At 61.5% G+C, this 24,670-nt stretch carries 25 protein-coding genes and 1 pseudogene; 9 read left to right on the top strand and 17 right to left on the bottom strand.

The window, feature by feature from the left end; translation table 11 throughout:
* The first annotated feature begins 128 nt into the window (after positions 1–128).
* From MF270_RS21575 to MF270_RS21555, 5 genes are read left to right on the top strand one after another with little or no spacing between them, the layout of a single operon-like run.
* Positions 129–704, top strand: a complete 576-nt coding sequence (locus MF270_RS21575) for a c-type cytochrome (protein ID WP_238367931.1) — start codon at positions 129–131, stop codon at positions 702–704.
* A 2-nt stretch (positions 705–706) separates the two neighbouring features.
* The gene (locus tag MF270_RS21570) at positions 707–1,624 is read left to right on the top strand and encodes a c-type cytochrome (RefSeq protein WP_238367854.1); all 918 of its coding nucleotides are present in this window, start codon (positions 707–709) and stop codon (positions 1,622–1,624) included.
* A gap of 44 nt (positions 1,625–1,668) precedes the next feature.
* Positions 1,669–3,063 (top strand): multicopper oxidase family protein, encoded by a 1,395-nt coding sequence (locus tag MF270_RS21565; RefSeq protein ID WP_238367853.1) that lies wholly within the window; start codon positions 1,669–1,671, stop codon positions 3,061–3,063.
* Positions 3,060–3,542, top strand: coding sequence for a c-type cytochrome (locus tag MF270_RS21560; protein WP_238367852.1), 483 nt, complete (start codon positions 3,060–3,062; stop codon positions 3,540–3,542). Before MF270_RS21565 ends, MF270_RS21560 begins: the two co-directional genes overlap by 4 nt.
* Before the next feature lies 1 nt (position 3,543).
* On the top strand, positions 3,544–4,275 hold the full coding sequence (locus MF270_RS21555; protein WP_238367851.1) for a DsbA family protein: 732 nt from the start codon (positions 3,544–3,546) through the stop codon (positions 4,273–4,275).
* A gap of 45 nt (positions 4,276–4,320) precedes the next feature.
* Here the strand turns inward: MF270_RS21555 and MF270_RS21550 are convergent, their stop codons facing one another.
* A complete protein-coding gene (locus MF270_RS21550) occupies positions 4,321–4,521 on the bottom strand; it encodes a heavy-metal-associated domain-containing protein (protein ID WP_094023146.1) in 201 nt (66 codons plus the stop codon).
* Positions 4,522–4,669: 148 nt separating this feature from the next.
* Here MF270_RS21550 and MF270_RS21545 point away from each other — a divergent pair, with 148 nt between their 5' ends.
* A complete protein-coding gene (locus tag MF270_RS21545) occupies positions 4,670–7,180 on the top strand; it encodes a heavy metal translocating P-type ATPase (RefSeq protein ID WP_238367850.1) in 2,511 nt (836 codons plus the stop codon).
* Positions 7,181–7,192: 12 nt separating this feature from the next.
* On the top strand, positions 7,193–7,597 hold the full coding sequence (gene cueR, locus MF270_RS21540) for a Cu(I)-responsive transcriptional regulator (protein ID WP_238367849.1): 405 nt from the start codon (positions 7,193–7,195) through the stop codon (positions 7,595–7,597).
* A 57-nt stretch (positions 7,598–7,654) separates the two neighbouring features.
* Here the strand turns inward: cueR and MF270_RS21535 are convergent, their stop codons facing one another.
* The 8 genes and pseudogenes from MF270_RS21535 to MF270_RS21500 form a co-directional block, all read right to left on the bottom strand.
* The gene (locus MF270_RS21535) at positions 7,655–7,942 is read right to left on the bottom strand and encodes a copper-binding protein (RefSeq protein ID WP_238367848.1); all 288 of its coding nucleotides are present in this window, start codon (positions 7,940–7,942) and stop codon (positions 7,655–7,657) included.
* A gap of 29 nt (positions 7,943–7,971) precedes the next feature.
* The gene (locus MF270_RS21530; protein WP_238367847.1) at positions 7,972–8,457 is read right to left on the bottom strand and encodes a cupredoxin domain-containing protein; all 486 of its coding nucleotides are present in this window, start codon (positions 8,455–8,457) and stop codon (positions 7,972–7,974) included.
* 27 nt (positions 8,458–8,484) lie between these two features.
* Positions 8,485–9,852 (bottom strand): multicopper oxidase family protein, encoded by a 1,368-nt coding sequence (locus MF270_RS21525; RefSeq protein ID WP_238367846.1) that lies wholly within the window; start codon positions 9,850–9,852, stop codon positions 8,485–8,487.
* The gene (locus MF270_RS21520; protein WP_238367845.1) at positions 9,849–11,261 is read right to left on the bottom strand and encodes a TolC family protein; all 1,413 of its coding nucleotides are present in this window, start codon (positions 11,259–11,261) and stop codon (positions 9,849–9,851) included. Before MF270_RS21520 ends, MF270_RS21525 begins: the two co-directional genes overlap by 4 nt.
* Positions 11,258–11,473, bottom strand: a complete 216-nt coding sequence (locus MF270_RS21515; protein WP_238367844.1) for a hypothetical protein — start codon at positions 11,471–11,473, stop codon at positions 11,258–11,260. Before MF270_RS21515 ends, MF270_RS21520 begins: the two co-directional genes overlap by 4 nt.
* A 62-nt stretch (positions 11,474–11,535) precedes the next feature.
* Positions 11,536–11,889 (bottom strand): hypothetical protein, encoded by a 354-nt coding sequence (locus MF270_RS21510; RefSeq protein ID WP_238367843.1) that lies wholly within the window; start codon positions 11,887–11,889, stop codon positions 11,536–11,538.
* 138 nt (positions 11,890–12,027) lie between these two features.
* Positions 12,028–12,794: pseudogene (locus MF270_RS21505) on the bottom strand (MauE/DoxX family redox-associated membrane protein).
* Between the two features lie 9 nt (positions 12,795–12,803).
* Positions 12,804–13,679 carry a DUF305 domain-containing protein gene (locus MF270_RS21500; RefSeq protein WP_472850408.1) on the bottom strand — a complete coding sequence of 292 codons (876 nt, stop codon included), beginning with the start codon at positions 13,677–13,679 and terminating at the stop codon, positions 12,804–12,806.
* A gap of 179 nt (positions 13,680–13,858) precedes the next feature.
* Between MF270_RS21500 and MF270_RS21495 the strand changes: the two genes are divergently transcribed.
* Together MF270_RS21495 and MF270_RS21490 are read left to right on the top strand one after the other, a co-directional pair.
* Positions 13,859–14,401, top strand: coding sequence for a L,D-transpeptidase (locus MF270_RS21495; protein WP_238367842.1), 543 nt, complete (start codon positions 13,859–13,861; stop codon positions 14,399–14,401).
* 169 nt (positions 14,402–14,570) lie between these two features.
* Complete coding sequence (locus tag MF270_RS21490) at positions 14,571–15,767, top strand: multicopper oxidase family protein (RefSeq protein ID WP_238367841.1); 1,197 nt, start codon at positions 14,571–14,573, stop codon at positions 15,765–15,767.
* A 67-nt stretch (positions 15,768–15,834) separates the two neighbouring features.
* On the opposite strand, the gene MF270_RS21485 is transcribed toward MF270_RS21490, so the two are convergent.
* The 8 genes from MF270_RS21485 to MF270_RS21450 form a co-directional block, all read right to left on the bottom strand.
* On the bottom strand, positions 15,835–16,332 hold the full coding sequence (locus MF270_RS21485; protein WP_238367840.1) for a c-type cytochrome: 498 nt from the start codon (positions 16,330–16,332) through the stop codon (positions 15,835–15,837).
* A gap of 309 nt (positions 16,333–16,641) precedes the next feature.
* Complete coding sequence (locus tag MF270_RS21480; protein WP_238367839.1) at positions 16,642–17,607, bottom strand: hypothetical protein; 966 nt, start codon at positions 17,605–17,607, stop codon at positions 16,642–16,644.
* A 12-nt stretch (positions 17,608–17,619) separates the two neighbouring features.
* Positions 17,620–18,957, bottom strand: a complete 1,338-nt coding sequence (locus MF270_RS21475) for an APC family permease (protein ID WP_238367838.1) — start codon at positions 18,955–18,957, stop codon at positions 17,620–17,622.
* Positions 18,926–19,606 (bottom strand): methyltransferase family protein, encoded by a 681-nt coding sequence (locus MF270_RS21470; RefSeq protein WP_238367837.1) that lies wholly within the window; start codon positions 19,604–19,606, stop codon positions 18,926–18,928. Before MF270_RS21470 ends, MF270_RS21475 begins: the two co-directional genes overlap by 32 nt.
* The gene (locus tag MF270_RS21465) at positions 19,603–19,860 is read right to left on the bottom strand and encodes a DUF2933 domain-containing protein (protein WP_238367836.1); all 258 of its coding nucleotides are present in this window, start codon (positions 19,858–19,860) and stop codon (positions 19,603–19,605) included. The genes MF270_RS21470 and MF270_RS21465 overlap by 4 nt, the downstream gene beginning before the upstream one ends.
* Positions 19,861–19,875: 15 nt before the next feature.
* Entirely contained in the window at positions 19,876–22,167 is a 2,292-nt protein-coding gene (locus MF270_RS21460) for a copper-transporting P-type ATPase (protein ID WP_472850410.1), read from the bottom strand.
* A gap of 59 nt (positions 22,168–22,226) precedes the next feature.
* The gene (locus tag MF270_RS21455) at positions 22,227–23,183 is read right to left on the bottom strand and encodes a ribose-phosphate pyrophosphokinase (protein WP_238367834.1); all 957 of its coding nucleotides are present in this window, start codon (positions 23,181–23,183) and stop codon (positions 22,227–22,229) included.
* Positions 23,180–24,667, bottom strand: a complete 1,488-nt coding sequence (locus MF270_RS21450; protein ID WP_272490849.1) for a thymidine phosphorylase family protein — start codon at positions 24,665–24,667, stop codon at positions 23,180–23,182. Before MF270_RS21450 ends, MF270_RS21455 begins: the two co-directional genes overlap by 4 nt.
* Between the last annotated feature and the right edge of the window lie 3 nt (positions 24,668–24,670).

Below are 24,670 nucleotides of genomic sequence, written 5' to 3'. Positions count from 1 at the left end.
GAATTAAGGCTCCAGACTGCGGAAATTCGGAGACCCAACGCTTATACGAACATCGATCCTCCGCCTCCTCGGTGGATGGCCTGACTTTTCGAAAACAGAAAAAGCAGACCTATCGAAGGATCAAAACGATGAAAATGACCACTCTGACCGCCACAATCCTCATCGCCGGAACGGCAGTCACAGCGTTTGCCCATGGCGGAGCGACCGGCATCGTCAAGGAACGCATGGACGCAATGTCGGCGATGGGCGATGCGGTCAAAGCCGTCACACCGATGATGCGAGGCGAGGTGGCTTATGACGCCGAAACCTTGCGTGACGCCGCGCGCACCTTTCAGGAGCATTCCGGAGATGCGATGACCAAGCTTTTCCCCGAAGGCTCGGGTGGCATGCCGTCCGAAGCGAAAAACGCAGTTTGGACGGATTGGGACCGCTTCGCGTCGCTGGCCGAGCAACTGGGCGAATACGCAAAAGGCCTGGAACGCGCTGCTGAAAACGGCTTGGGCGGCATGCAAAGCGGATCCATGATGGGCGGCTCCTCGATGATGGGCGACACTGGCTCGATGATGGGCGGTTCCTCGATGATGGGCGGATCGACAATGATGAGCGCCTCTGACATCGCGGCGATGCCGGCCGACGGCGCCTTCAACATGACGACGCAGGTCTGCTCGGCGTGCCATTCCCGCTTTCGGGCCGAAGAAGACTGATCATGCGGCGCTTCATTACGTTTCTGTCAGGGGCCGCCGTGCTCGGCGCGGTTGCCTTGGGCGCTGTGATCGCATGGCCGGTGGGCAGCGCCGTCGCACCGATTTCGCTTGCCGGCGATGTCGATCGGGGCGCGTATCTGGCCCGTGCGAGCGGCTGTATCGCCTGTCACTCGAACTTCGAAGCCGGTGGGGCACCGCTAGCGGGTGGTGCCCCCCTTGAAACGCCTTTCGGCACGTTCTACCCGCCCAACCTCACCACCGATCCCGAGCATGGGATAGGCGATTGGACGCGAGAACAATTCGCCAAGGCGGTAAGGCAAGGCATCGGACCCGACGGAGAGCCATATTTTCCCTCGTTCCCCTACACATTCTACGCCAACTTCTCCGATCAGGATATCGCCGATCTCTGGGCCGCGTTCCAGACGGTTCCTCCGGTCGCCGAACCGGCACCCGAGCACGCGGTCGGCTTTCCTTTTGACCAGCGATGGGGGCTGAAACTGTGGCGGGCGGCGTTCTTCTATGACCCGGATACGGAACCGGTCGCAGGACGGAGTGATGCCTGGAACCGCGGCAGGGAACTGGTCCGCGGACCGGCACACTGTGGGGCTTGCCATACACCCAGAAATCTGGCCGGGGGCCGGGATATCGGGGCATCTTTTGCCGGGAACTCACAATTGCCCGGCGGAAGCAAGGCGCCCGCGATCCGTGCAAGGGATCTGGCCGAAAATGACTGGACCGTTTCGGCGCTTGCCTATGCGCTGCAGACTGGGATCACGCCTTCGGGCGATGCCTTTGGTGGCAGTATGGCCGAAGTCGTCAGAGAGGGGACACGGTTTCTGACCGCTGAGGATCGTCAGGCGATGGCGTTGTATCTTTTCGATCAGGATTCGATTGAAACGGCCAATGCCACGTCGAAATGAACAGGTGCGGGGGCCTTAAGCCCCCGTATTTTCGGGGATATCCAATGGCACAGACAAGACGGGACTTCCTTCGCTGCACGGCAGCGGCCGCCTGCACCCTGGCTGTGCCGGGCGTCGCGCTTGCGCAAGGATCAATCGAAGAATTGACGGCCAACGTGGCGCGTCAACAGCTTCTTCCGAGTATTTACCCCGCCACAGAGATCTGGGGGTATGCAGGCACGGTTCCGGCACCCGAAATCCGTGTCAGGCAGGGAGACCGGGTTAAGCGCCGCTTTCGCAACGCGCTGCCGCAACCCAGTTCGGTCCATTGGCACGGCATCCGCATCGAGAATGCCATGGACGGCGTGTCGGGCCTGACCCAGGACGCCGTCGTGCCGGGCGAAAGCTTTGATTACGATTTCGCCGCGCCGGATGCCGGCACCTACTGGTATCACGCACACAACCGCTCGTACGAGCAGGTTGCCCGCGGGCTTCGCGGTGCGTTGATCGTCGAAGAGCCGACCGGCCCGGACATTGACCGGGAAGAGGTGCTTCTTCTGGAAGACTGGCTTCTTGACCCCGATAGCGGCCAGCACTTTGCGGATTTCGATCAGCCGATGATGATGAGCCACGGCGGACGGATCGGAAATTTCGTCACGACGAACGGGCGCCATGACCTCACCATCCCCACCCGGAAAAACGAGCGTATCCGCCTGCGCATTATTAATGCCTCGGGCGCGCGGGTCTTTCTGCTTTCGCTGTCCGGTCTTGCAGGCTGGACGGTTGCGCTGGACGGCATGCCCTTGGCGAATCCGAAAAAAGTCGATGACGACCTGATCCTCGGGCCGGCGCAACGCATGGACCTGATCGTAGATGTGACTGCCGACGAGGGGTCGGTTGCACAATTGCTGCGGATCGGCGATGACGACCAGCAGGTTCCGCAGGTTTCCTTCCCGGTCGACGGGAGGGCCAGCGTTGCCACACGCGGCGCTCCTGTTCCGTTAGAACCGAACCCGAATTCGGCGATGCCGGAACTCGCCGAGGCCCGTGACCTGCGCCTCGTCATGGCCGGAGGAGCCATGGGGCGCATGCAATCCGCCCTGCTGGGTGGGGAGCGTCTGGGATTTCGCCAATTGGCCAGCGCCGGGAAATTCTGGTCTCTCAACGACGTCGCCGAGATGACGACAAATCCTCTAGCAGACCTGTCGTTGAACGAGCCGGTCCGCCTTAAAATCGAAAATCAGACGGTCTTTCCGCATGCCATGCATCTGCACGGCATGCATTTCCGCGAGCTGCGCGTGGGTGGCGCACTTGGTCCAATGCGGGATACGATCCTAATCGGTGGCAACGAAACGCGCGAAATTGCCTTTGTCGCCGACAATCCCGGGAAATGGCTGTTTCATTGCCACATGCTCAGCCATGCCGCGTCGGGCATGACGACATGGGTGCGCGTAACATGAAAGCCGTCTTCCTCGCAGTTCCGATCGCATTGTTGGCTGCTGGCGCTGCATACTGGGCCGTCTTTCCCGGGCAGCAAGGAAGCAACGGTGTCTCTGTGCCGGCATCCTTCGACATTACCGAGGGTGCCGCGTTATATGCTGAAAACTGCGCATCCTGTCATGGGGCCGATCTCGAGGGGCAGCCGGAGTGGAGAAGTCCGGGTCCGGACGGGCGCCTTCCGGCACCGCCGCATGACGAAAGCGGCCACACATGGCATCATCCCGACAGCGTCCTCTTCGACTATACGAAGCTGGGCGGAGCGGCGACGCTGGCCAGCCAAGGCATCGATTTTGAGAGCGGAATGCCCGGCTTTGGCGACACGCTGACGGACCAGGAAATCCACAACATCCTCGCGTTCATTCGGTCCACTTGGCCAGAGCGCATCCGCGAGGCTCAAGCCGAGCGAACACGAGCCGACGAACGACAAGGAGACAGCTGAGATGAATTTGAGAAACACGATCGCGGCTATTGCTGTGGCTGCATTCGCTCCATTCCCGGTCCATGCGGATGAACTCTCGGAGGCTCGGATCAAGGAACTTGTTCTTGAAACGATCCGGGAAAACCCGGAAATCGTCATGGAAGCAGTGGCGATCCTCGAACAGAGGCAGGCACAGGCTCAGGCGCACGACCAGGTTCAAGTGCTCCAGAATCAACGAGAGTTGATCGAGCGCGACCCCAATGCTCCCGTGCTGGGCAATCCTGACGGTGACGTGACCGTAGTGGAATTCTTCGACTATAACTGTCCCTACTGCCGCAGGGTCAAACCCGAAGTGCGGGCATTGATCGACGAGGATCCCAACATTCGTCTCGTCTATCGCGAATGGCCGATTCTTGGGGATGGATCGGTGTTCGCCGCCAAGGCGGCGCTCGCAGCGCGCAAGCAGGGCAAATACGAGGAATTCCACTGGGCCATGATGGGACTTCAAGGGAGGGCCGAGGAAGCCTCGGTCTTGCGCGTCGCAGAAGATATCGGGTTGGACGTTGACCAGCTTCGAGCTGACATGGACGCACCGGAAGTCGAGGAACACATCGCAACCTCGATGCGTCTGACACAGGCCTTGGGTTTCAACGGCACGCCGTCTTTCGTGATCGGGGACGCACTCGTGCCCGGCTTTGTCGAGAAAGCGCGCCTCGCAGAGTTGGTCGAGGATGCCCGCGAGAACGACCAGTGAGCGAAGCTGCCCGGACCAGCGATGCGCGGTCCGGGCAATCTGGCGTTACGCGTTTGACAATTCAGCGTCGTAGCCTGCGGCCTTGATCGTGGCCGCTATCTGATCGGGCGCCAATCCGCTATCGATCCGAACCTTTCGGTTCGCCAAATCGCATTCGACGGCTGCTGCCGGATCCGCGCCCTTTACGGCCTTTTCGATGGCCGCGGTGCAGTGGCCGCAGCTCATGTCAGGAACACTGAAGTTCATTTGGATCACTCCGCTTTTGACATCGAATTGTAGATGGGTGTTCCCCCCACTGGAAGGTCAAGAGGAAAATAAATTTCGCTTCAGGCTTGACCTTCCAGTTGCTGGAAGCGCCATTTCCATCTCAACTGTCTCGGTAAAGGAGTCGAAGATGCCTGAATCAAACCAGATCAGCCTGTCCGTCGAGGGCATGTCCTGCGCATCTTGCGTCGGACGGGTGGACCGTGGGCTGGCCGCGCTTGGCGGTGTGCAGGAGGTATCCGTCAATCTTGCCTCTGAAACCGCCCGCATGAAGGTCGATGATCCGAAAGTCATTCCATCGGTTATTCATGCGCTGGATCAGCTGGGCTATCCGGCGCGAACTGCAAAAGTGACGCTTTCCATCGACGCGATGTCCTGTGCATCGTGCGTCGGACGGGTGGACAAGGCGCTCGCCGCCGTTCCGGGCGTGTTGTCGGTCAACGTCAATCTCGCCGCCGAGACTGCAACGGTGGTCTACGTCGAAGGCGTCGTTGCCCCCTCCGACCTGATTGAAGCGAGCTCAGCCATTGGCTACCCGGCCAGCGTGACCGAGGCAAAGTCATCGGGCGACAGGGTAGAAAGGAAGGAAGAAGAGGCGAGGGGCCTCGCCCGGAAGGTGGTTCTGGCGGCGGCGCTGGCCCTGCCGGTCTTCCTGGTGGAGATGGGCGGCCACCTCATTCCGGCGGTGCACATGGCCATCGAGAACAGCATCGGCCAGCAGGCGAGCTGGATCGCGCAGTTCATCCTGACCAGCCTGGTGCTTTTCGGTCCGGGACGCGTGTTCTACCTCAAGGGTTTTCCGGCGCTCCTCCGAGGCGCTCCCGACATGAACAGCCTCGTGGCGGTCGGAACGGGCGCTGCCTATCTCTATTCCGTCGTCGCGACCTTCGTGCCTTCGGCGTTGCCTGACGGTGTGCGCTCCGTCTACTTCGAGGCCGCTGCTGTCATCGTTGTTCTGATCCTGCTCGGTCGTTTCCTCGAGGCACGCGCCAAGGGGCGTACCGGGGCGGCCATCCAGAAACTGCTTGGCCTTCAGGCGCGCACGGCGCGCGTGCGCCGGAACGGCGAAACCATCGAGATCGAGATCGACGCGCTGACACAGGGTGACATCGTCGTCGTCCGCCCCGGAGAGCGGATCGCGGTGGACGGTGAAGTGATCGAGGGCTCGAGCCATGTCGACGAAAGCATGCTGACGGGAGAGCCTATCCCTGCGGAGAAGAGCTCTGGCGATTCAGTCACGGGCGGAACCGTCAACGGCGCAGGCAGCCTGACCTACCGTGCCACTCGGGTCGGGTCCGAGACGACGCTCGCCCAGATCATTCGAATGGTCGAAGAAGCGCAAGGCGCCAAGCTGCCGATCCAGGGCGTGGTCGACCGCATTACGCTCTGGTTCGTGCCCGCGGTGATGGCCGTGGCCGCACTGACGGTGTTGGTCTGGCTTGTGTTCGGGCCGTCCCCGGCTCTGACGATGGCGCTCGTGGCCGGTGTCTCGGTGCTCATCATCGCCTGCCCCTGCGCCATGGGTTTGGCAACACCGACTTCGATTATGGTGGGAACCGGACGCGCCGCGGAAATGGGTGTGCTGTTCCGCAAGGGCGACGCGTTGCAGCAACTTGATACTGTGGACGTTGTCGCGCTCGACAAGACCGGCACGGTCACCGAAGGCCGGCCCGAACTGACCGACCTCGTCCTTGCAGACGGTTTCGACCGGGCCGACGTCCTTGCGAAGATTGCTGCGGTCGAAGCGCTTTCCGAGCATCCCGTGGCCGAGGCAATCGTCCGCGCTGCGCGATCGGAAGGCGGTTCCATTGCCGAGGCCGCGGATTTTTCATCGATTACGGGATACGGTGTGCGTGCCCTTGTCGGCGGATCCGAGGTGCTTGTGGGGGCAGACCGCTACATGCAGCGCGAAGGCATCGATATTTCGGCATTGACCGATCGGGAAACGGAGCTGGCGCACCGTGGACGCACCGCCCTTTATGCCGCGATCGGCGGGCGGATTGCCGGAGTCATCGGCGTTGCCGATCCGGTCAAGCCGGCAAGCCGTGCAGCAATAGCCGCGCTGCATGAAAAGGGCCTGAAGGTCGCGATGATCACCGGTGACAAGCGGGAGACCGCTGAGGCGATCGCGCGTGAGACCGGCATCGACCACATCGTTGCGGGCGTGCTTCCAGATGGCAAAGTTGCGGCGCTCGACGAATTGCGGCATGGAGACAAGAAGATCGCCTTTGTGGGCGACGGCATCAACGACGCGCCCGCTCTGGCTCATGCCGATGTCGGCATCGCCATCGGCACCGGCACGGATGTGGCGATCGAGTCTGCCGACGTCGTGCTGATGTCGGGCGATCTGCGGGGCGTCGTGAACGCGTTCGAGGTCTCGCGCCGGACAATGCGCAATATCCGGCAGAACCTGTTCTGGGCCTTCGCCTACAACGTCGCGCTCATTCCGGTCGCAGCGGGCGCGCTGTACCCCGTTTTCGGATTGCTGCTGTCGCCGGTGCTTGCCGCCGGAGCGATGGCGTTGTCCTCGGTGTTCGTGCTTACGAACGCCCTCAGGCTGCGCCGCGTCACCCCTGTGATGGATGAAGGGCCGAGCGTCTCTCGTTCGCCCTTATCGGTCATCCCGGTCCCGGCAGAATAAAGGAGATCGCAAATGAACATCGGAGATGTGGCTCGCCAGTCGGGCGTTCCCCCAAAGACCATCCGCTATTACGAGGATATCGGACTTGTCCGACCGAAACGCAGCGAAAATGGCTACCGCGCCTTTACGCAAAAGCACGTGCACAAGCTGGCTTTTCTGGGCCGCGCGAGAGCACTGGGGTTCACCATCGAGGACTGCAGGACCCTTCTTGCGCTTTACGAGGACGAGAACCGTGAAAGCATGCAGGTCAAGGCCGTTGCGGAAGAGCACTTGCGCCAGATCGACGAAAAGATCGGGAAACTGCAGTCGATGAAGGCGACCCTGTCTGAGCTGATCGACAAATGCGCCGGAGATCATCGGCCTGATTGCCCGATCCTTGCGGATTTGTCGCCGAACAACCCAAGTGCCAAAGAATGACGAAGCAGAACGGACAGGGTAGCCGCGCACCAGACATTGCCGGTGCGCGGCAGTTTCTTACTTCTGCAATTCGGTGACGGTCAACTTTCCGTTGACGCGCTCTGCAAGAAAGCTGATTTGGACGCCTTCCGAGAGCCCCTCCAGCATTCCTGCATCGGCAAGTTCGAAAACCATCTTCATGGCCGGCATGTCGAGATTTGCGAGAGGACCGTGGTCGATCGTGACCTTGTTCCACTTCGTGTCGATTTTGGTCACCGTACCGCTCGACATCGCGTGCTCGCCTTCGGCAATGGCTGCGCCTGCCGCAAGGAGAAGGGCGGTGCTGATGGAAAGAAGTTTGTTCATGGTTTGCTTCCTGTTTGTGGGTAAAGGGTTCATTCGACGATCAAGCTGCCGTACATCCCGCCTTCGTAATGGCCGGGCAGTAGGCAGGCGAATTCAAACGTTCCGGAGTTGTTGAAGGTCCAGATGATCTCGGCCTCTTCACCGGGCTCGAGGCGCACGGCATTCGGATCATCGTGTTCCATCTCTGGGAACTTCGCCATCAGGTCTCGGTGCTCGGCGTTTTTGTCGACCGTATCCATGACGAACTCGTGGGTTTCCTCCCCCTTGTTCGTGATCATCAGACGAACAGTCTCACCCGCCGCAAAGGTCAGATCCGAGGGTTCGAACACGAACGGCCTGTCGCCGTCGTAATCTTCGCGAAGAATGACAGTGACGGTACGAGCCGGTTTTTCGCCGTGCATGGCGGGCATACCGACCGCCATTTGACCGTTTCCGTGTCCCGGGCTGGCCAGAACCACCGCCGGGACAATAGACGCTGCCAGGGTAAGCCCCATGGCAAGAAGTGCAGTTTTCATGAGCGCGTTTCTCCTGTGCTCGTTACATCAGCCCCACCGAACCCCGCCACGTGGCGTGATAATCGTGTGTGGACTGGTGTTGCTTGCGTGTTCGGGCAATTCGCCCGTCCACTCATAGGCTTGCGTTCCCGGCGGGTTCTCGTACCAGCCCGGATCGCTGTAATCGTCGGGCGCGATGCCCTCGCGGACCTTCACGACACTGAACATGCCGCCCATCTCCAGCGGACCGAAGGGGCCCCATCCGGTCATCATGGGGACGGTGTTCTCCGGGATCTCCATGGACATCTCGCCCATGTCGGCCATGCCGGCCGTGCCCATGGGCATGTACCCGGGTTGATGACGGCCGACCATCTGCGAAAGACGCCGTTTGTCCGCGCCGATAAAGGTCGGGATCTCGTGGCCCATCGCGTTCATCGTGTGATGCGACTTGTGGCAGTGGATGGCCCAGTCGCCCTCGTGAACCGCGTCGAACTCGTACGCACGCATCGCCCCAACCGGAATGTCGATCGAGACCTCGGGCCAGCGCGCTTCTGGCCTGACCCAGCCGCCATCCGTGCAGGTCACTTCGAAATCGTACCCGTGCATGTGGATCGGATGGTTGGTCATGGTCAGGTTACCGCACCGGACACGCACACGATCCCCCTTGTTGACGACGAGGGGGTCGATGTCCGGAAAGATCCGGCTGTTCCATGTCCACATGTTGAAGTTCGTCATTTCCGCGACGCGCGGAATGTAACTGCCCGGATCGATGTCGTAGGCCGCGAGCAGGAAGGCAAAGTCGCGGTCGACGGGCATGAAAGCCGGGTCGCGGGGATGGATGATGAAGAGACCCATCATACCCATGGCCATCTGCACCATCTCGTCGGCATGGGGGTGGTACATGAAAGTGCCGGACTTCACGAGGTCGAACTCGTAGACGAAGGTCTTTCCCGGCGGAATGGCCGGGTGGGATAGCCCGCCGACGCCGTCCATGCCCGAAGGAAGGATCAGGCCGTGCCAGTGGACCGACGTATGCTCGGGCAGTCGGTTGGTGACGTAGATGCGTACGCGCTCGCCCTCGACCGCCTCGATGGTGGGGCCGGTCGACTGGCCGTTGTAGCCCCAGAGCCGGGCGATCATGCCGTCCGCCATGATCCGCTCGACGGGTTCGGCGACCAGATGAAATTCCCTGACGTCTCCGTTCATCCGGCAGGGCAGAGACCAGCCATTGAGCGTCACCACCGGGTTGTAGTCGAAACGGTCGGTCGGGCGCGGCGGCACCTGAGTGTAGGGGCTGTCGGTGAATGCTGCCTCGGGCAGATCCCGAAAACGGGTCTGTGCCGCCCCCGCATTGGCGAGCACCGCGCCCGCTCCGGCAGTCAAACCTGCTCCGAGAACTTGTCTGCGATTGATCATTCCTTGTCCTCCTCATCGCCGCCGGCAACTGCTCCGCCAGACCCGCCCCAGATCGCGGCGGTCATCTCTGTTTCGGCCAGCCAATAGGCACGCTTTGCCTCTGCCGCTCCGATCTGGGCCTCGAGACCGTCACGCGCGTCCTCGAGCAATTCGAAGGTCGAGGTGATCATCCCGCTGTAAGATTTGAGAGATTCTTCATCGATGGTTCTGCGGAGTGGCAGAACCACGTCGCGCCAATGTCGCGCCACGGCGTGTCGGCCGGTTACGGACTTGTAGGCCATCCGCGCCTCGGCACGCGCGTCGATCGCCTTCTGCGCCAGGCTGTTCGCGACCCGCAGGTAATTCATCTGCCCGCGCTTCGACGCCAGGCGCCCGGTGTCGTAAAGGGGAATTTCGAAGTCTACCGACAACGCCGGACTTACTTCTGTATCGCCGTCGTTGGTCTCCGCCTCCAGACCGGCGGCCAGCGCAATATCCGAAATCATGCGTGTTTTGCCTGACAATCGATACTCGCGTGCCACGGCTTCGAGCTCCAACTTGCCTACTGCGAGATCCACCCGGTTTACCAATGCCAGACGTTCGATATCTGCGGAGGCACGTGGCCGGCTTGGCAGTTTCGGCAGGGCGTTGGGGACGAATACCTCCGTCGCGCTTCCGGAAAGTCCCATAAGCCTGATCAAACGCTCTTTCGCGAGTTGCGCTTCGAGGCGTGCTTCGGATCGCTCAGCGGCCAATACCGCGGTCAGCGTGTGTTCGCGCGCTTGATCGGCCTTGCTCATAAATCCTGTGCGCCCAAGTTGAGAGGCAAGCTCAGACGCGGAGTCGGCCGTGTTCTGTGCCTCCGCGATCAGAGCGGCTTTTTCAAAAGCGCCAACCGCCTCGATCCATGCGCGGCGGGTTTCGATCGCGAGAGCAATCGTTTCGGATAGAGCATTGAGCTGCGCTTGCCGGAAGCGAATTTGCGCAATTTCTGTCCGCGGCTTTCGGGTTGCCAAATCCAGGATGGATTGCATGACCAGAGATTCGAGAGACCGCGTCACGTCTCCAGCAAGTCCGGAAACAGATACGCCGACCGAAGGGATCGGCCCCATGGCCACTTCCCAGAGCTCCGTCGAAGACAAACCCAGATCGGCAAAATTCGCCTGCAATGCGCGATTGTTTATGATCGCAACCTGCACAGCGATATCGGCATTGATGGTTTTCTTGTGCACCAACCCGTGAACACGCTGGTCCAGAGCTTGGATCTCGGTAGCGGACAATGCCCATTCCGGCGAAGCCCCGACCGCCCGCTGCGCTCCGGTCTGTACCGTATCGAATCCTGCCCGATCCTTGCTGGCAACCTGGACGATCGAGGTTTGCGCACAGGCGGACAGCAAAACCGCTGCGCTGATCGCTGCAACCGTCTTCATCTGTTTTCTCCGGATTGCGCGTCGTTCAGACCGCGCCAATCGGCGGGGTCTTCGATCCGGTGCGCGGTGTAGCTCACGCCGGGTGCCGGGCGCGCTTGAGACACGACAACGGGGTTTGCGGCCACTATGAAAGCGGTCGCATCGTTTAGCTCGGCCACGGATGCACACCCGGCAGCGAGCAGCGGCAGCATTGCCGCAGTCAGTTTTTTCACTTGGTATCCTCGTCGATTCAGATGCTATGGGTCAGCGGCAAGATCGCTGACTTCGGTTTGCATCAAACGCGAGGTGGCCGCCTGAGCCCTTCGGGGGCGGGCATGGACATGAGCGACGACGCGTCCCACGAATTGTCCAAGAGCTTAATCAAAAGCTCGTACGGTGCCTGCGCCGGCAGATGGAACACGCCGGCCGTGCATGCATGATTTTGACAATGAGACATCTGTTGGTCGGTTTGCTCATCCGACACATCGTGAAAACCATGATGGTCAGACGCATCGATGCCGACCGCGTGCTGCAAATGCTTCGTCTCAAGACAGCTGATCATGGCCGATGCATTGGACGGGGCCACCAGCACCGCCAACAGCGCCGACAGCGCCAACAGATGAAGGAAAAAGGTGCGAATCACACTCATGGTGGGATTGCTATATTGTGAGCAATCCGACCCCACAATACACAAGTTCGTTGTAACGGGCAGGACCGCGCGGACACAGACAACTGCCTGAAAAATTGGCAGAATACCGTGCCGGAATTTGCCGTTCAAGGCCCAGGCTCATAACCAGAATGCTTGGACCAACATCCAGATGCCCATGAAGATCATCATCAGGTTCTCGGTGATTGAAATGAACCCGAGTGGAACCGCGCTGTCGCCTCCGACGCAGGCGCATTTCAGTTCGCGTCGTTCGATACAGACGGTCTTGAACACACTGATCGCTTCGACAGTCCCTATGAATAGAGCGACCGGCGCCACAATCCATATCAGCGCTCCCGCTGTCATGAGGATGGCGGCGAAGGCTTCGCCAGGCGGATAAAGCTTACCGTATGGCACCCAGCGTTGCGCCAAAAGGTCGTAGTTGAGGAACATCAGCGAAAATCCCTCGACGTCCTGAAGCTTCTGGATCGCGAGGATGGCCATCTAAAGGGAGATGAACCTTTCGAAGCCGAGCGCTGTCAGCGGTAATCCGTACTGTTGCCAGGAAAAAGCCAGCGCCAGCAATGCCGCCACCGAGAAAATGGCGATCACTGGCTGGTATGTCGTTCCGTCCTGTTCTTCCGACGGTGCGTCGATTTTCAAGAAAGACCCTCAGGTCATCATACCGGCCGATCCGCTCGCCTTCGATGACCGTCTGCGGCATCGTGGCAATATCGTGTTTCTCCATAAAGGCGCGGGTTTCTTGGTGCGTTTCGAGAGGATGGTGTTCGACGCGGACACACCATCGCTCCAGCAGATCTTTCGACTTCAGCCCATAGGAGCAGATATGCCCGGGGCTTCACTTTTCGATAGATCTGCGCGGTCTTAGTCTCGGTATCCTTTGGCAAGTAACCCCCTTATCCGGCACAACTGAATTGCCCACGGAACCCTGCCCTGTAGTCCTGCCCAGCCGACACGACGAGATCGTGGAGGCCATTCTCGACGTCTCTGATCTCTGTAGAGATGGGCGCTTGCGAAAAGGCCCGTTCAGAGCTCGCGTTCAGACGCACGAGATCGCCGCTAATCTTGATCAGCGCGATTTGATCGCTACCGTCGGCGCCCGTCGCCAGAACTGCGGGACTGCCCTTGGTATAGGTAAAGCGGCATGTTCCGCCGTCCGGGAATACCCGGGTGATTTCGTCCTCGGAAAGGAATTCCGGATCGACCTTGGACACAACCTCAGTTCGCAGCGCCTCCTCTGCACTAACGACGTTAGCGTGGGACGCCGGCGCTGTGTCCGCGGCCTCGCCGTTGGCACTGATGTCCGCGATGAGGTACCGCATCTCCGCGATTTCCTTGTCCTGCGCATAGATGATGTCGTCAGCCATGGTGCGGACCCGCGGATCAGTGATCTCGGCCCGGGATGAGGTCATGATGGCGATCGAATGGTGGGGGATCATGGCCCGCATGTAGGACCTGTCCTGAACGGTCACCTGGCTGCGAACGAGCCAGAGCGTCAATCCGAAAACCAGGGCCGCGCCGATGAAGATTGCCGTGTTGACCTTGCTGTTTGTGTACATCGACAGCATGAACGCCAGCATCACAAGGGCCATCGCAGCCCCCATCAAAAGGGCCATGTAGGCGCGCGTTTCCGAGAAAAAGATGTGCCCGAACAGATATGTGTTCAGGTACATCAAGCCGAACATCACCACGGTCGAGGTGGCGATCATCATGAAGAATCGCGAATAGTGCATGAATATCCCTCCGCTTAAAGGCTGGAAGTCAAACGACATTCCAGCGCGGGAGGGTTTCGTTGAGTGTCAAATTCGTCCCGTCACGGCAACAAATCAGCCCAATGTTGGAATGGTCACGGGTTCGTGACTATCGCTGAAACGGCCGCCGTTTTTTCATGGTGAAAAAGAGAGGTGTTACGATGAAACGGCCAAATCGCAGAAGGTTTCTTTCGATATCTTTGGCATCGGTCGCCGTGCCAAGCGGATTGTCAGGCCACAGCGTCCAATTGCCGGACCGGTTTCTTCCGCAACTTGTAAACACCGGTCAGCCGTCCTGGCTGCCCGGAGAAGTGCATGTCGTCCCGGACGACTTCTTTTTGTACTTTCTGCTCGAACAAGGGCTGGCGATCCGTTACGGCGTGGGAGTGGGGCGCAAGGGTTTGTATCAACCGGGCAAGTTCACGGTGGCTCGAAAAGCGAAATGGCCGTGGTGGCGGCCTACGAACGCCATGATACGCAGAGAGCCACACAAATATGCGCGCTATAGTGACGGGATGAAGGGCGGTCCGAACAATCCCCTCGGGGCAAGGGCGCTTTATCTATACGACGACAACGGCCGTGACACCTACCTGCGCATACATGGCACCAATGCCCCTGAAACCATCGGGTCTGCGGTATCGAACGGATGCGCCCGTCTGACGAACGACCACGTGAAAGATCTGTACGAACGCGTCGCCGTCGGCGCCCGGGTTTATCTGTATCCCAAGGTGACAACGGCGTGATCCAAAGCCCCATGGCTTGAACCCCCTGTCCGGAAGATGGCACCTGCAGCATGATGACTAAGGTCTTGGAGGCATCACCGTGCGATTGTCCAGACGACGTTTCCTTGCAGGCTTGTCCGGGGCATTTGTGGCCACCCGTCTCCCTGCGGCGACCGAGCGCATTACACTTGTGGCAGACAGCATCGACACGCGGATCGCCGGACGAAAGATCCCGATGCTCGGTTTCAACGGCAGTCTACCCGGTCCGACGATGCGATTTAGGCAAGGGCAAGCGGTCGGGATCACATTGAAGAATCACCTTGATGACGGTGCGCTCGTGCATTGGCACGGGTTGAGAATTCCCAACCGAATGGACGGCGTGAATGTTCTGACACAGGACGTCATCGCCCCGGGCAGGAGTTTCGACTATCAGTTCCGCGTGCGGGATGCGGGCACCTTTTGGTATCACTCGCATTATCTTTCATACGAACAGGTCAGTCGGGGCCTTTTCGGCGCATTTATTGTTGAAGAGAACATTCCGCCTGCCGTCGATCACGATATCGTCGTCCAATTCTTTGATGTGCTTCTGGCCAAGGACGGAAAATACGACGAGGCATTTCGCCCGAACCAATTCTCGACCGAGGGTCGGATCGGAAATGTCGTGACGTCCTACGCCTCTGTAAGCAGCGTCAAGGCCGGGGATCGTCTACGATTGCGTCTGATCAATCCATCAATCGACCGGATCTATCGCCTGCGTCTTTCCGGATTGGTCGGCAGGATCGTGGCGTTTGACGGCATGCCATTGTCTGAACCGATGGACTTCGAGACCATTCTACTGGCACCCGGTCAACGCTGCGACGTCATTGGCGACGTGCGCGGCAACGTTGTTTTCAGGGATATCTGGGGGCCGGACGAAGCCGATCTGGGCGACATCGCCGTCTCGGCCACGCGTCCGCCGACACCGGAGCCCATCAAGCCGTTGCCGCCAAACCGGGTCCCCCCGATGCAAAAGCCGTCACGGTCGGCCGAACTGGTATTGCAGGGCGGCGTCGGAGGGCTGCCGCATCGTGGCACGGGGACCTGGGCACTCAACGATTCGTCAGGGCTGCCGCGGCGACCGTTCTTGTCCGTGCCGCGTGGCAGTACGGTCGAAATCTCGGTCCGGAACGAAACCGGGTTTCCGCATGTCATGCACCTGCATGGCCATCACTTCTGGGAGCGCGACACGGCGGGCACATTCGCCGCCTTCCGAGACTCGACCTTTCTCGACATCGGCGAGCAGAGGAACATTCTCGTTACACTGGACAATCCGGGGGCCTGGATGTTGCACTGCCACATGTTGAGCCATCAAGCCGACGGAATGGCGACCTGGATCAGGGTCGCATAATCGCGTGCCACGGAAGGCGAAACGCAAGCCGGATCAGTGACAGGTCACGCCGACCATTTCGACGTAATCAATGGTCATCCTCTTCGTCTTCCTCGTGATGGTCGTCCTCGCCTTGATGATGCATCATTTCCTCGATCTCGTGAGGCACGTCTGCCATCGAAAACTTTCGCTGTTCCTCTGCGTCATGAACGAATGCAGTGATGTTGGCGAGTTCCTCGCCGGTTAAATCGATCTGACCGCCGAGCTCATCTTCCTGAAGCGCGACCATCGCGCCTGCGCCGCGCCACATGCGTGCCGCGAATTCAAACGGGTTCATCACGTCGTCCATGAACTCTGCGTCGAGCATCGGGGCGTCCTCCCCGCCGACCCCGTTGACAGAATGGCAGACGACACAGCCCTTCGATGCAAACAACTCGCGACCGCGTGCAGCATTCATGGTCGGCATCATCAGGCCGGGTGCCATCATGTCACCAGACGTCATCATGTGCTGGTTGCTGCCATCTGCGTATGCTGTCGTACCGACGAGCATACCGAGAGCCGAAAAGGCGAGAACGATACGTTTCATGCGAAATACTCCTTTCGTTGGGGATTGGCGGGCAGTTCCCGCCCACAAAGCGCCCAAGCATAAAGCAGGCCGCCAAAAATGGCAGGAGCTGGTCCGGCCGCGATGAAGAGCGCCAGTTTTTCCGGCACTCCCACATAGGGAAATCGTGCATCAATCGCACTTTACCGCCGGGCACGAAAGCTTCCAGCGCCCAAGACGACAGTCGTCGCGATCCGGATGGATTGGTTGGTGCAACGATGGGGTCGGCAGACCCGAAGATCGAAAGGATCCACGAGCGTCGGATCAGGTCGGAGCGCGTTCCCGGAACCGTCATTTCGGGCTCTTCCTCTCGGTAGCGCCGCAATCCGTGATGGTTCGATCCTTCGTTTCCGAGAACGGTTGGCCGGTCCAGCACATGTCGCAAACCAAATCTCCGTGGGAAAGCGTATGCGGACGGGAATAGTGTCCCCGTCGCCCATCTCCGGCGATCAAATCTGCGCCGGGCCAGTCGTAGCGGCACCAGCTCTGCCGGAAAGCCTCAAGATCGCCCCGGTCGTCACGCAAGATCAGGGTCCGGACGAAGGTCTGCGGCGGGCAGTGGGTGAAATGCGTCGAGATCCCGGACGCATCTTCGCTGACACGCACTTCGTAGCCGGGGGCGCCTGGAGCGCCGAACGGGAACCGCAACAGGGTTCGGATGGTGCGCCGCAAGCGCTTGGCCGGATCGCGGGTCGTCAGCCGGAACGGCAAAGAGGAGAGCGCGAGCATACGCGCATAGAGCAGCCAGCCGGCGTCCGCCACCGCGCTTCGAGCAGCTTCGGCGGTCCAGCCCGCATCCAGAAGGACCCGGTAGGCAGCCGCCGTGAAGACGGCGAGTTCAACCATGAGCCGGTTCCCGACGCTCGGAAATTCCGCGAGAGCGGCATGTTCGCGCAAGTTAACAGCCATCGGCTCGATCCGGACGGAGAGGGCATCGATTTCGTGAGGCAGGAGCCTCGCCGAGCCGTCCGGACCCGGGGTTTCACGGGCCGAAAGCACCGCGCGCATCGCGGGTCGCAGTGCCGCCAGAATGCCGGCCCGCGCCAGGCGCCAGCCAATTGTGTCCGTAGCAGAACTGCGGCGGCACGTCCCGAGCCCGGTCCAAACGAGGCTTGCCACGAACGTCGCCAGCGCGAGGAAGACGCCCGACAGGACTGGCCGCCAGCCCCCTGCCGCAGCGGCGTAGCCGACGAGACCTCCAAGCGCCGCAGCGCTCAGGCTAATCAGCAGGACAACGGATGGCTCACCTCGTGGCATGGCCCCAGCGTATTACGCCTCCTCCTTCTGGTCCCCGAACCAGGTCCCGAGGTAAAACCTCTCGTAGGTGAAGACCGCGACGATGCCGACGACGGCGTAGGCCACGATCATCGGGTCCGATTGCAATTTCAGGGTCGTGAAGGCGGCCAGCACGATCGCGTCGAGGGCCAGTGCCGTCAGGATTACCCATCCGCGCGCGTTGATTTCGTACCGCAGGCGGCTCCACACGCCCCAATGCACCGCCATGTCCATGATAAGATAGAAGAACGCCCCAAGCGACGCGATGCGCGACAGGTCGAACAGGACCGCGAGCGTGCCGGCAATCACGACCGTGTAGATCAGCATGTGTGACCGGATCGAGCCCGACATGCCGAAATGGCTGTGCGGGATCATTTCCATGTGGGTCAGCATGGTCAGCATTCGCGACACGGCGAAGACGCTGGCAATGATCCCCGACGCAGTCGCCACCATCGCAAGGGCCACGGTGAGGTAGAACGCCGTCTGCCCGAGGACCGGCTTCGCGGCCTCGGCGAGGGCGTAGTCGCGGGCGTCCTCGATCTCGGCGGGTGTCAGGCTGGAACCCACCGCGAGGGCAATCAGAAGATAGGTCACCGCACAGATCACGATCGAGATCACGATCGTGCGCCCGACGTTGCGATGCGGGTCGGTGATTTCGCCGCCGGAATTGGTGATCGTGGTGAAGCCTTTGAAGGCGAGGATCGACAGCGCGACCGAACCCACGAAGCCGATGGCGGCAAAGTCATTCGACGTGCCGGTGTCACCGCCCGCGGACCCGCTCGCCCAGAGGGCGGCCACGCCGAACAAGGCAATGCCGCCGATCTTCAGCGCCGACATCAGAACCGACAGCAGTCCGACCGACCGGTTTCCGGACGCGTTGACGACATAGGCGAAAACGATGAGGCACACAGCGATGAGCGGGACCAATGGCCCGCCCTCGATGTCGAACGGACGCAGTGCGTATGCGGCGAAGGTCCGCGCCACGAGGCTTTCGTTGATGACCATGCTCAACGCCATGAGAAGAGAGGCCGCCCCGGCAACCGCCCCCGGGCCGTAGGCCTTGGTCAGGATCATCGCGATTCCACCGGAGGACGGCCACCGGTTCGACATGGCGATGTAGGAATAGGCGCTGAACGCGGTCACCACGGCCCCGGCGATGAAGGAAAGCGGAAACCAAGGGCCCGCAAGTCCGGCGATCTGGCCGGTCAAGGCAAAGATCCCGGCGCCGATCATGACGCCTGTCCCCATGGCGACTGCGCTGGTCAGACTGATCGAGCCGTCGCCGCCTGCGATTTCATGTCTATGCTCCACCTGCACCTCCGTGACGGCCATTGCCGGTCGTCGCGCCGGACTCCAATTGTGGAACGAAGGCGGGAACCCGCGCGGCATAGCTGTCCCATGCCTTGCCGAACCTGGCGCGGCTCTCGGCTTCCTCGCTCCGGGCGAGGCGCGCATACATCCAGACGAGGACCGGGAACATCGCCAGCGTGAGCAGGGTCGGCCACTGCACGAGGAACCCTGCCATGATGAAAACGAAACCGACATACTGCGGATGCCGGATCCGGGCGTATGGTCCTGTCACGGCCAAATGGCCCTGACGTTGTGCCGTCCACAGATGGTGCCAGGCCACCGAAAGCAGCCAAAAGCCGACGCCGATCAGGGCTATGCCAAGAAAGTGGAACGGTCCGAAATGCGGATTGGACCGCCAGCCCTGGATCATTTCCGGCAGGTGCCCGCTGTCATGGGCGAACCAGTCAACCCAAGGCCAGTTCGCCTGCAACCACCCCGACAAAAAGAAGATCGTGAGGGGGAAACCATACATCTCGGCAAAGAGCGCCACGATGAAGGCGCTGAAGGCCCCGAAACTGCGCCAGTCCCGCGATGTCTGCGGCTTGAAAAAGCTGAAGGCGAAGAGGATGAACACCGCCGAGTTGATGAACACGAGCAGCCAGAGTCCGTAGGGAGTTCCGGGGGCGGTCATGGTTTATCTCCCCCCGACCCATGTCCGCCATGGCCGCCATGCATGAAGAAATGCATGCCCACGCAGATCAGGAGGGGCAGCCAAAGGATCCAGTCACCGGCGAAGATATGGATCCGGTGCTCGTAGCCAAGGAGCAGTCCGCCCAGAACCAACGCGACGATCAGATAAACGCCTGCGCGTGACTTCCAGAAGGACGGTGGCCGCGCATGTTCGCCCGAAGCCTCCGGAACCTTGTGTTCGCTGTAATCATTCATGTCCTGAACTCCGCTTCAGATTTTTGCGGCGCGCAACCGCAGCGAATTGAGCACGACAGAGATCGACGACGCGCTCATCGCGAAGGCGGCGAACATCGGGCTGATCAGGATGCCGAAGACCGGGAAAAGAACGCCCGCTGCGACCGGGACACCTGAGGCGTTGTAGATCAGCGCGAAAAAAAGGTTCTGGCGGATGTTACGCATGGTGGCGCGGGCCAGGCGCCGCGCGCGAACGATGCCGTCGAGGTTGCCCTTGACCAGTGTGATCCCGGCGCTCTCGATGGCAACGTCGGCACCGGTGCCCATGGCGATCCCGACATCGGCCTGGGCGAGGGCAGGGGCGTCGTTGACACCGTCTCCTGCCATGGCGACCTTCGCGCCCTTGCCCTGCAGTTCCCTGATGATCGAGGCCTTGTCCTCCGGCAGAACGTCGGCGCGGATTTCATCGATGCCGAGGCGTAGAGCCACCGCTCTTGCCGTTCGTTCATTATCGCCCGTCGCCATGATGATGCGGAAGCCGAGTTCGTGAAGCGCCTTGAGCGCGGCAGGCGTCGTCTCCTTCACAGGGTCGGCGACACTGACCATTCCCGCGACCTCGCCCTCGACTACAACGAACATGACAGTTTCACCCTCGTCGCGCCGATAGTCCGCCTTTTCGGTCAGGTGGCCCGCCTCGAGTCCGAGATCCCGAACCAGTTTGAGGTTCCCGAGCGCGATGGACTTCCCATCGACCCTGCCCATGACCCCCTTGCCGGTGACGGCCTCGAAGTCTTCTGCATTCGCGAGCGTGACGCCACGCTCTTCGGCACCTTCCACGATCGCCTCGGCCAACGGGTGCTCCGAACCCTTCTCGAGGGTTGCAGCAAGACGCAACACCTCGGCCTCGTCATGCCCCGCCTCGGGGAACACGCCGACCAGACGGGGTTTGCCCATCGTGAGGGTTCCCGTCTTGTCGACGATCAGGGTGTCGACCTTCTCGAAACGCTCGAGCGCCTCGGCGTTCTTGATCAGCACGCCAGCCTGCGCACCGCGGCCGGTGGCTGTCATGATGGACATGGGCGTCGCGAGACCGAGCGCACAGGGGCACGCGATGATCAGGACGGCGACAGCGGCAATCAGAGCATAGGCCAAGGCTGGCGCGGGCCCCCAAACAGCCCAGCCGATGAAGGACAGAACCGCGATGGCGATGACGGCGGGCACGAAATATCCCGAAACCTTGTCGGCATATTTCTGGATCGGCGCCCGTGACCGCTGCGCATTGGCCACCATCTCGACGATCTGGCTCAGCATGGTGTCCGCGCCGACCCGGCGCGCCTCGATCACCAGGGATCCCGTCCCGTTGATCGTGGCACCGGTCACCGGCTCGCCCGCGACCTTTTCGACGGGAACAGGCTCACCCGTGATCATGCTTTCGTCGACCGAAGAGCGGCCCTCGACGACCACGCCATCGACCGGAACCTTGTCGCCTGGGCGCACCCTCAGCCGGTCGCCGACCTGGACGTCCTCAAGCGGGATTTCCTCCTCGCTGCCATCGTCGCGGATGATCCGCGCCGTCTTGGCGGCCAGATCCAGCAGCGCGCGGATCGCCTTGCCGGTCCCTTCTCGCGCGCGCAATTCCATCACCTGTCCCAGAAGGACGAGTGTGACGATGACCGCAGCCGCCTCGAAGTAGACGCCGACATGGCCTTCCGCGTCTCGGAAACCATCCGGGAATATGTCCGGCAAGAGAACGGCGACGATGCTGAACAGCCAAGCGGCCATGACGCCCATGCCGATCAGCGAGAACATGTTGAGATTCATCGTGCGGAAGGAGTTCCAGCCGCGAACCAGAAACGGCCAGCCGCACCACAGGACTACAGGCGTTCCAAGCACAAGCTCGATCCAGAGCGTCGCCCGTTCACCAAATATCTCTCGGACGGGCAGACCGAGGAACGGCCCCATTGTCAGGACAAGGAGCGGCACCGTGAGAACCGCACCGACCCAGAACCGGCGGGTGAAGTCGACCAGTTCGGGGTTCGGCCCCTCTTCGGCCATCGTGGCGGATTCGAGTTCCAGCCCCATGCCGCAGATCGGGCAGGAGCCTGGATGCGTCTGCCGCACCTCGGCATGCATCGGACAGGTGTAGACCGGGCCGTCATAGCCGGCGGGCACGCTATCGTAGCGTCCATCGGACCTCGTCGCGTGGCCATCATGCGCATGTGCATGGTGGTCGTGGCCCTTGTGCCGGTCGAGTTCGCTTTCCGGCACGAGATGCATACCGCATTTCGGGCAGTCGCCCGGTTCCTCCTGACGGATCTCCGCGTGCATCGGACAGGTATAGATCGTTGTCGCCGCCTCTTGGCCGGCGTGGGAATGGTGCGCGTGAGTCATGTGTCTTTCCCGGATTCGGTTTCATTTCCCCGACCCTGCAACATTCCAGCGCCGGGAAGGTCAAGGACTTCCTCAAGCTCGCGCAGGGCATGCCCGATGCCGGACCGAAGGTGGATTGCGTTGCTTTCGTGCGGGATGCTGTCCGTCGTGACGATGCGTGCGGCTCCGGCGTTCCGGATGTCCGCGAATGCATCGCCTGCGAAAACGGCGTGGATGATGACGCAGACGGGCGGACGGGTACCGATCTGCCGCAGTCGTTCGATCGCCTTGACCATGGTTCGTCCCGATGACGCGATGTCGTCGAGGATCACGGGCGTGCCATCGAGGAACGTTCTGCTGTCGGGAACGCTGACATCCACGGACCTGTCGCCGTTGCGCACCTTGCTGAGCACTTCGTAGGGGCGGTCTGCGAGACCCGCGACCTCGGCAACCCATTGCTGGCTTTCGCCATCAGGGCCGAGGACGATGGCATCTGGAACGTTGTGCGCGATCCAGGCCGCGATTTGCGTCGCAGACGCGATCCGCCGCGTAGGGATGTCGAAGATTTCATCCAGTCTTTTGATCCGGTGCAGGTGCGGATCGACCGTGACCAGCCAGTCGAAACTCTCTTGCAGGAACCTGGCATATAGCCGCGCGCTGACGGTCTGGCCCGGACCGAACCGCCGGTCCTGCCGCATGTAGGCCAGGTAAGGCGCGATGAGCCCGACGCGGGTGGCTCCGAACTCCCGAGCGGTTTCTGCCGCAAAGCGCAAGGGAAGGACGAGGGGGTCGGGGACCCTCAGGGAGGCCAGCAGGGCCACTCTTCGCCCCTCGAGGTCCGGGGGCAGGGTGACCAATGTTTCACCGTCGGGAAAGCGATGCAGGACGACGGATGCGCAGTCGGCGCCCACTTCTTGCGCGATCTCCACTGCAAGTGTTTCCATGCCGGGAAATGTGAGCACGACAGGTTTCACGCTTCGTCCTCCAGCTTGATCGGGGCCGGTCCGGCCTCGGCGTAATCCAGGGCCCAGCCAAGCTCGCCAGGCGTTTCGGCGTGAATCTCATAGAGTGGTGCGCCGCGCCGCACACGTTCACCGAGCCGGACATGAAGCCGGACACCGGAGGTCTTGCGCCCCGGAGCCCCTGACAGTTTCGCGATCCGCGCGATGCGGCGGTTGTCGAAGCTGGCGACAATCCCGTCCCGATCGGCGGAAACGACATGACGATTCGGCGCCTCGCCGGGTTCCGAAAAACCGCCCTGCGCATCGCAGATCGCCATGAACTTCGCTTCTGCCGCGCCACTGTCCAGCAAGGCTTCCACGCGGTCCCCGCCGGACGTCTCGCGTCCGGTCATCCCGAGGACCGCGCCGGCGATATCCAGTGCGCGCGCGCGCAGGTCCGCAGGAGCGTCCGGTGACCTGCGAAGAACGGCCAGAACGTCGCGGGCTTCGAGACAAGGTCCGAGCCCGCGCCCGATGGGGGCCGTTCCATCGCTGCGATGCACGGCCAGGTGCAATCCCATGTCCTCGGCCACGATCGAGAGGCGCCGCGAGAGCGCCTCTGCCGCGGCGACCGATCGCACCTTTGCCGTCGGACCCACGGGCATATCGATCAGGACATGCGTAGAACCGGCCGCCGCCTTCTTCGAGAGGATGCTGGCGACCATCTGCCCTTCGCTGTCGAAGTCGAGCGGCCTTTCGATCCGGATCAGGATATCGTCGGCCGGACTCAGTTCGAGGCCCCCACCCCAGACGATGCAGCCGCCCTCGGCTTCGATCACGCGACGCATCGCAGTGATGTCGAGCGCCACGGGCGCCATGACCTCCATGGTATCGGCGGTGCCCGCGGGGGAGGTGATGGCGCGGCTCGAGGTCTTCGGGATCCGGTGCCCCGCCGCGGCAACGATGGCGACGACGATGGGCGTCGTTCTGTTTCCCGGCAGGCCGCCGACGCAGTGCTTGTCGAGAACCGGCCCGCCTCCCCAGTCCAGTCTTTCTCCGACCCCGATCATGGCGCGCGTCAGGGCGATCGTCTCGGCGGCATCCAGGTTGTCGCCCGCGCAAGCCGTCACGAAGGCGGCCAGATCGAGATCGGAAAGGCGATGCGCAACGGTATCTTCGATGATCGCCTTGCAGGCGTCGTCGTCGAGGCGGCCGCCATAGGCTTTTGCGCGAATAGCCGAGGTCGATGCCGGCGGTTCCGGATGAGCGAAGGTTCCGACATCGCCCTCGCGCGCCGACAGCGCGCGCCAGGCGGCGTCGCTGAGCCCGGCGGTGCCCGGCGGCAGCCAGTTGGCGTCTGTCAGGACATTCAAGGTCGCGACGATCGTGTGGCCACCGAGTGAAATCCGGACACGGGCCAGCGCCGAGAATCCTTCGGCGCGGCACAAGTGGCAGTCGGCCGGCATGTAAACGACCGGCTGCCTGTATGTATCAATACCTGCCCTCTGAAGGCGCATCGT

This window comes from Mesobacterium pallidum (assembly GCF_019966535.1).
GTDB classification, from domain to species: Bacteria; Pseudomonadota; Alphaproteobacteria; order Rhodobacterales; family Rhodobacteraceae; genus Mesobacterium; species Mesobacterium pallidum.
Note: the sequence above shows the minus strand (reverse complement) of the source record. Positions and strands in the feature narration are given on the sequence as shown.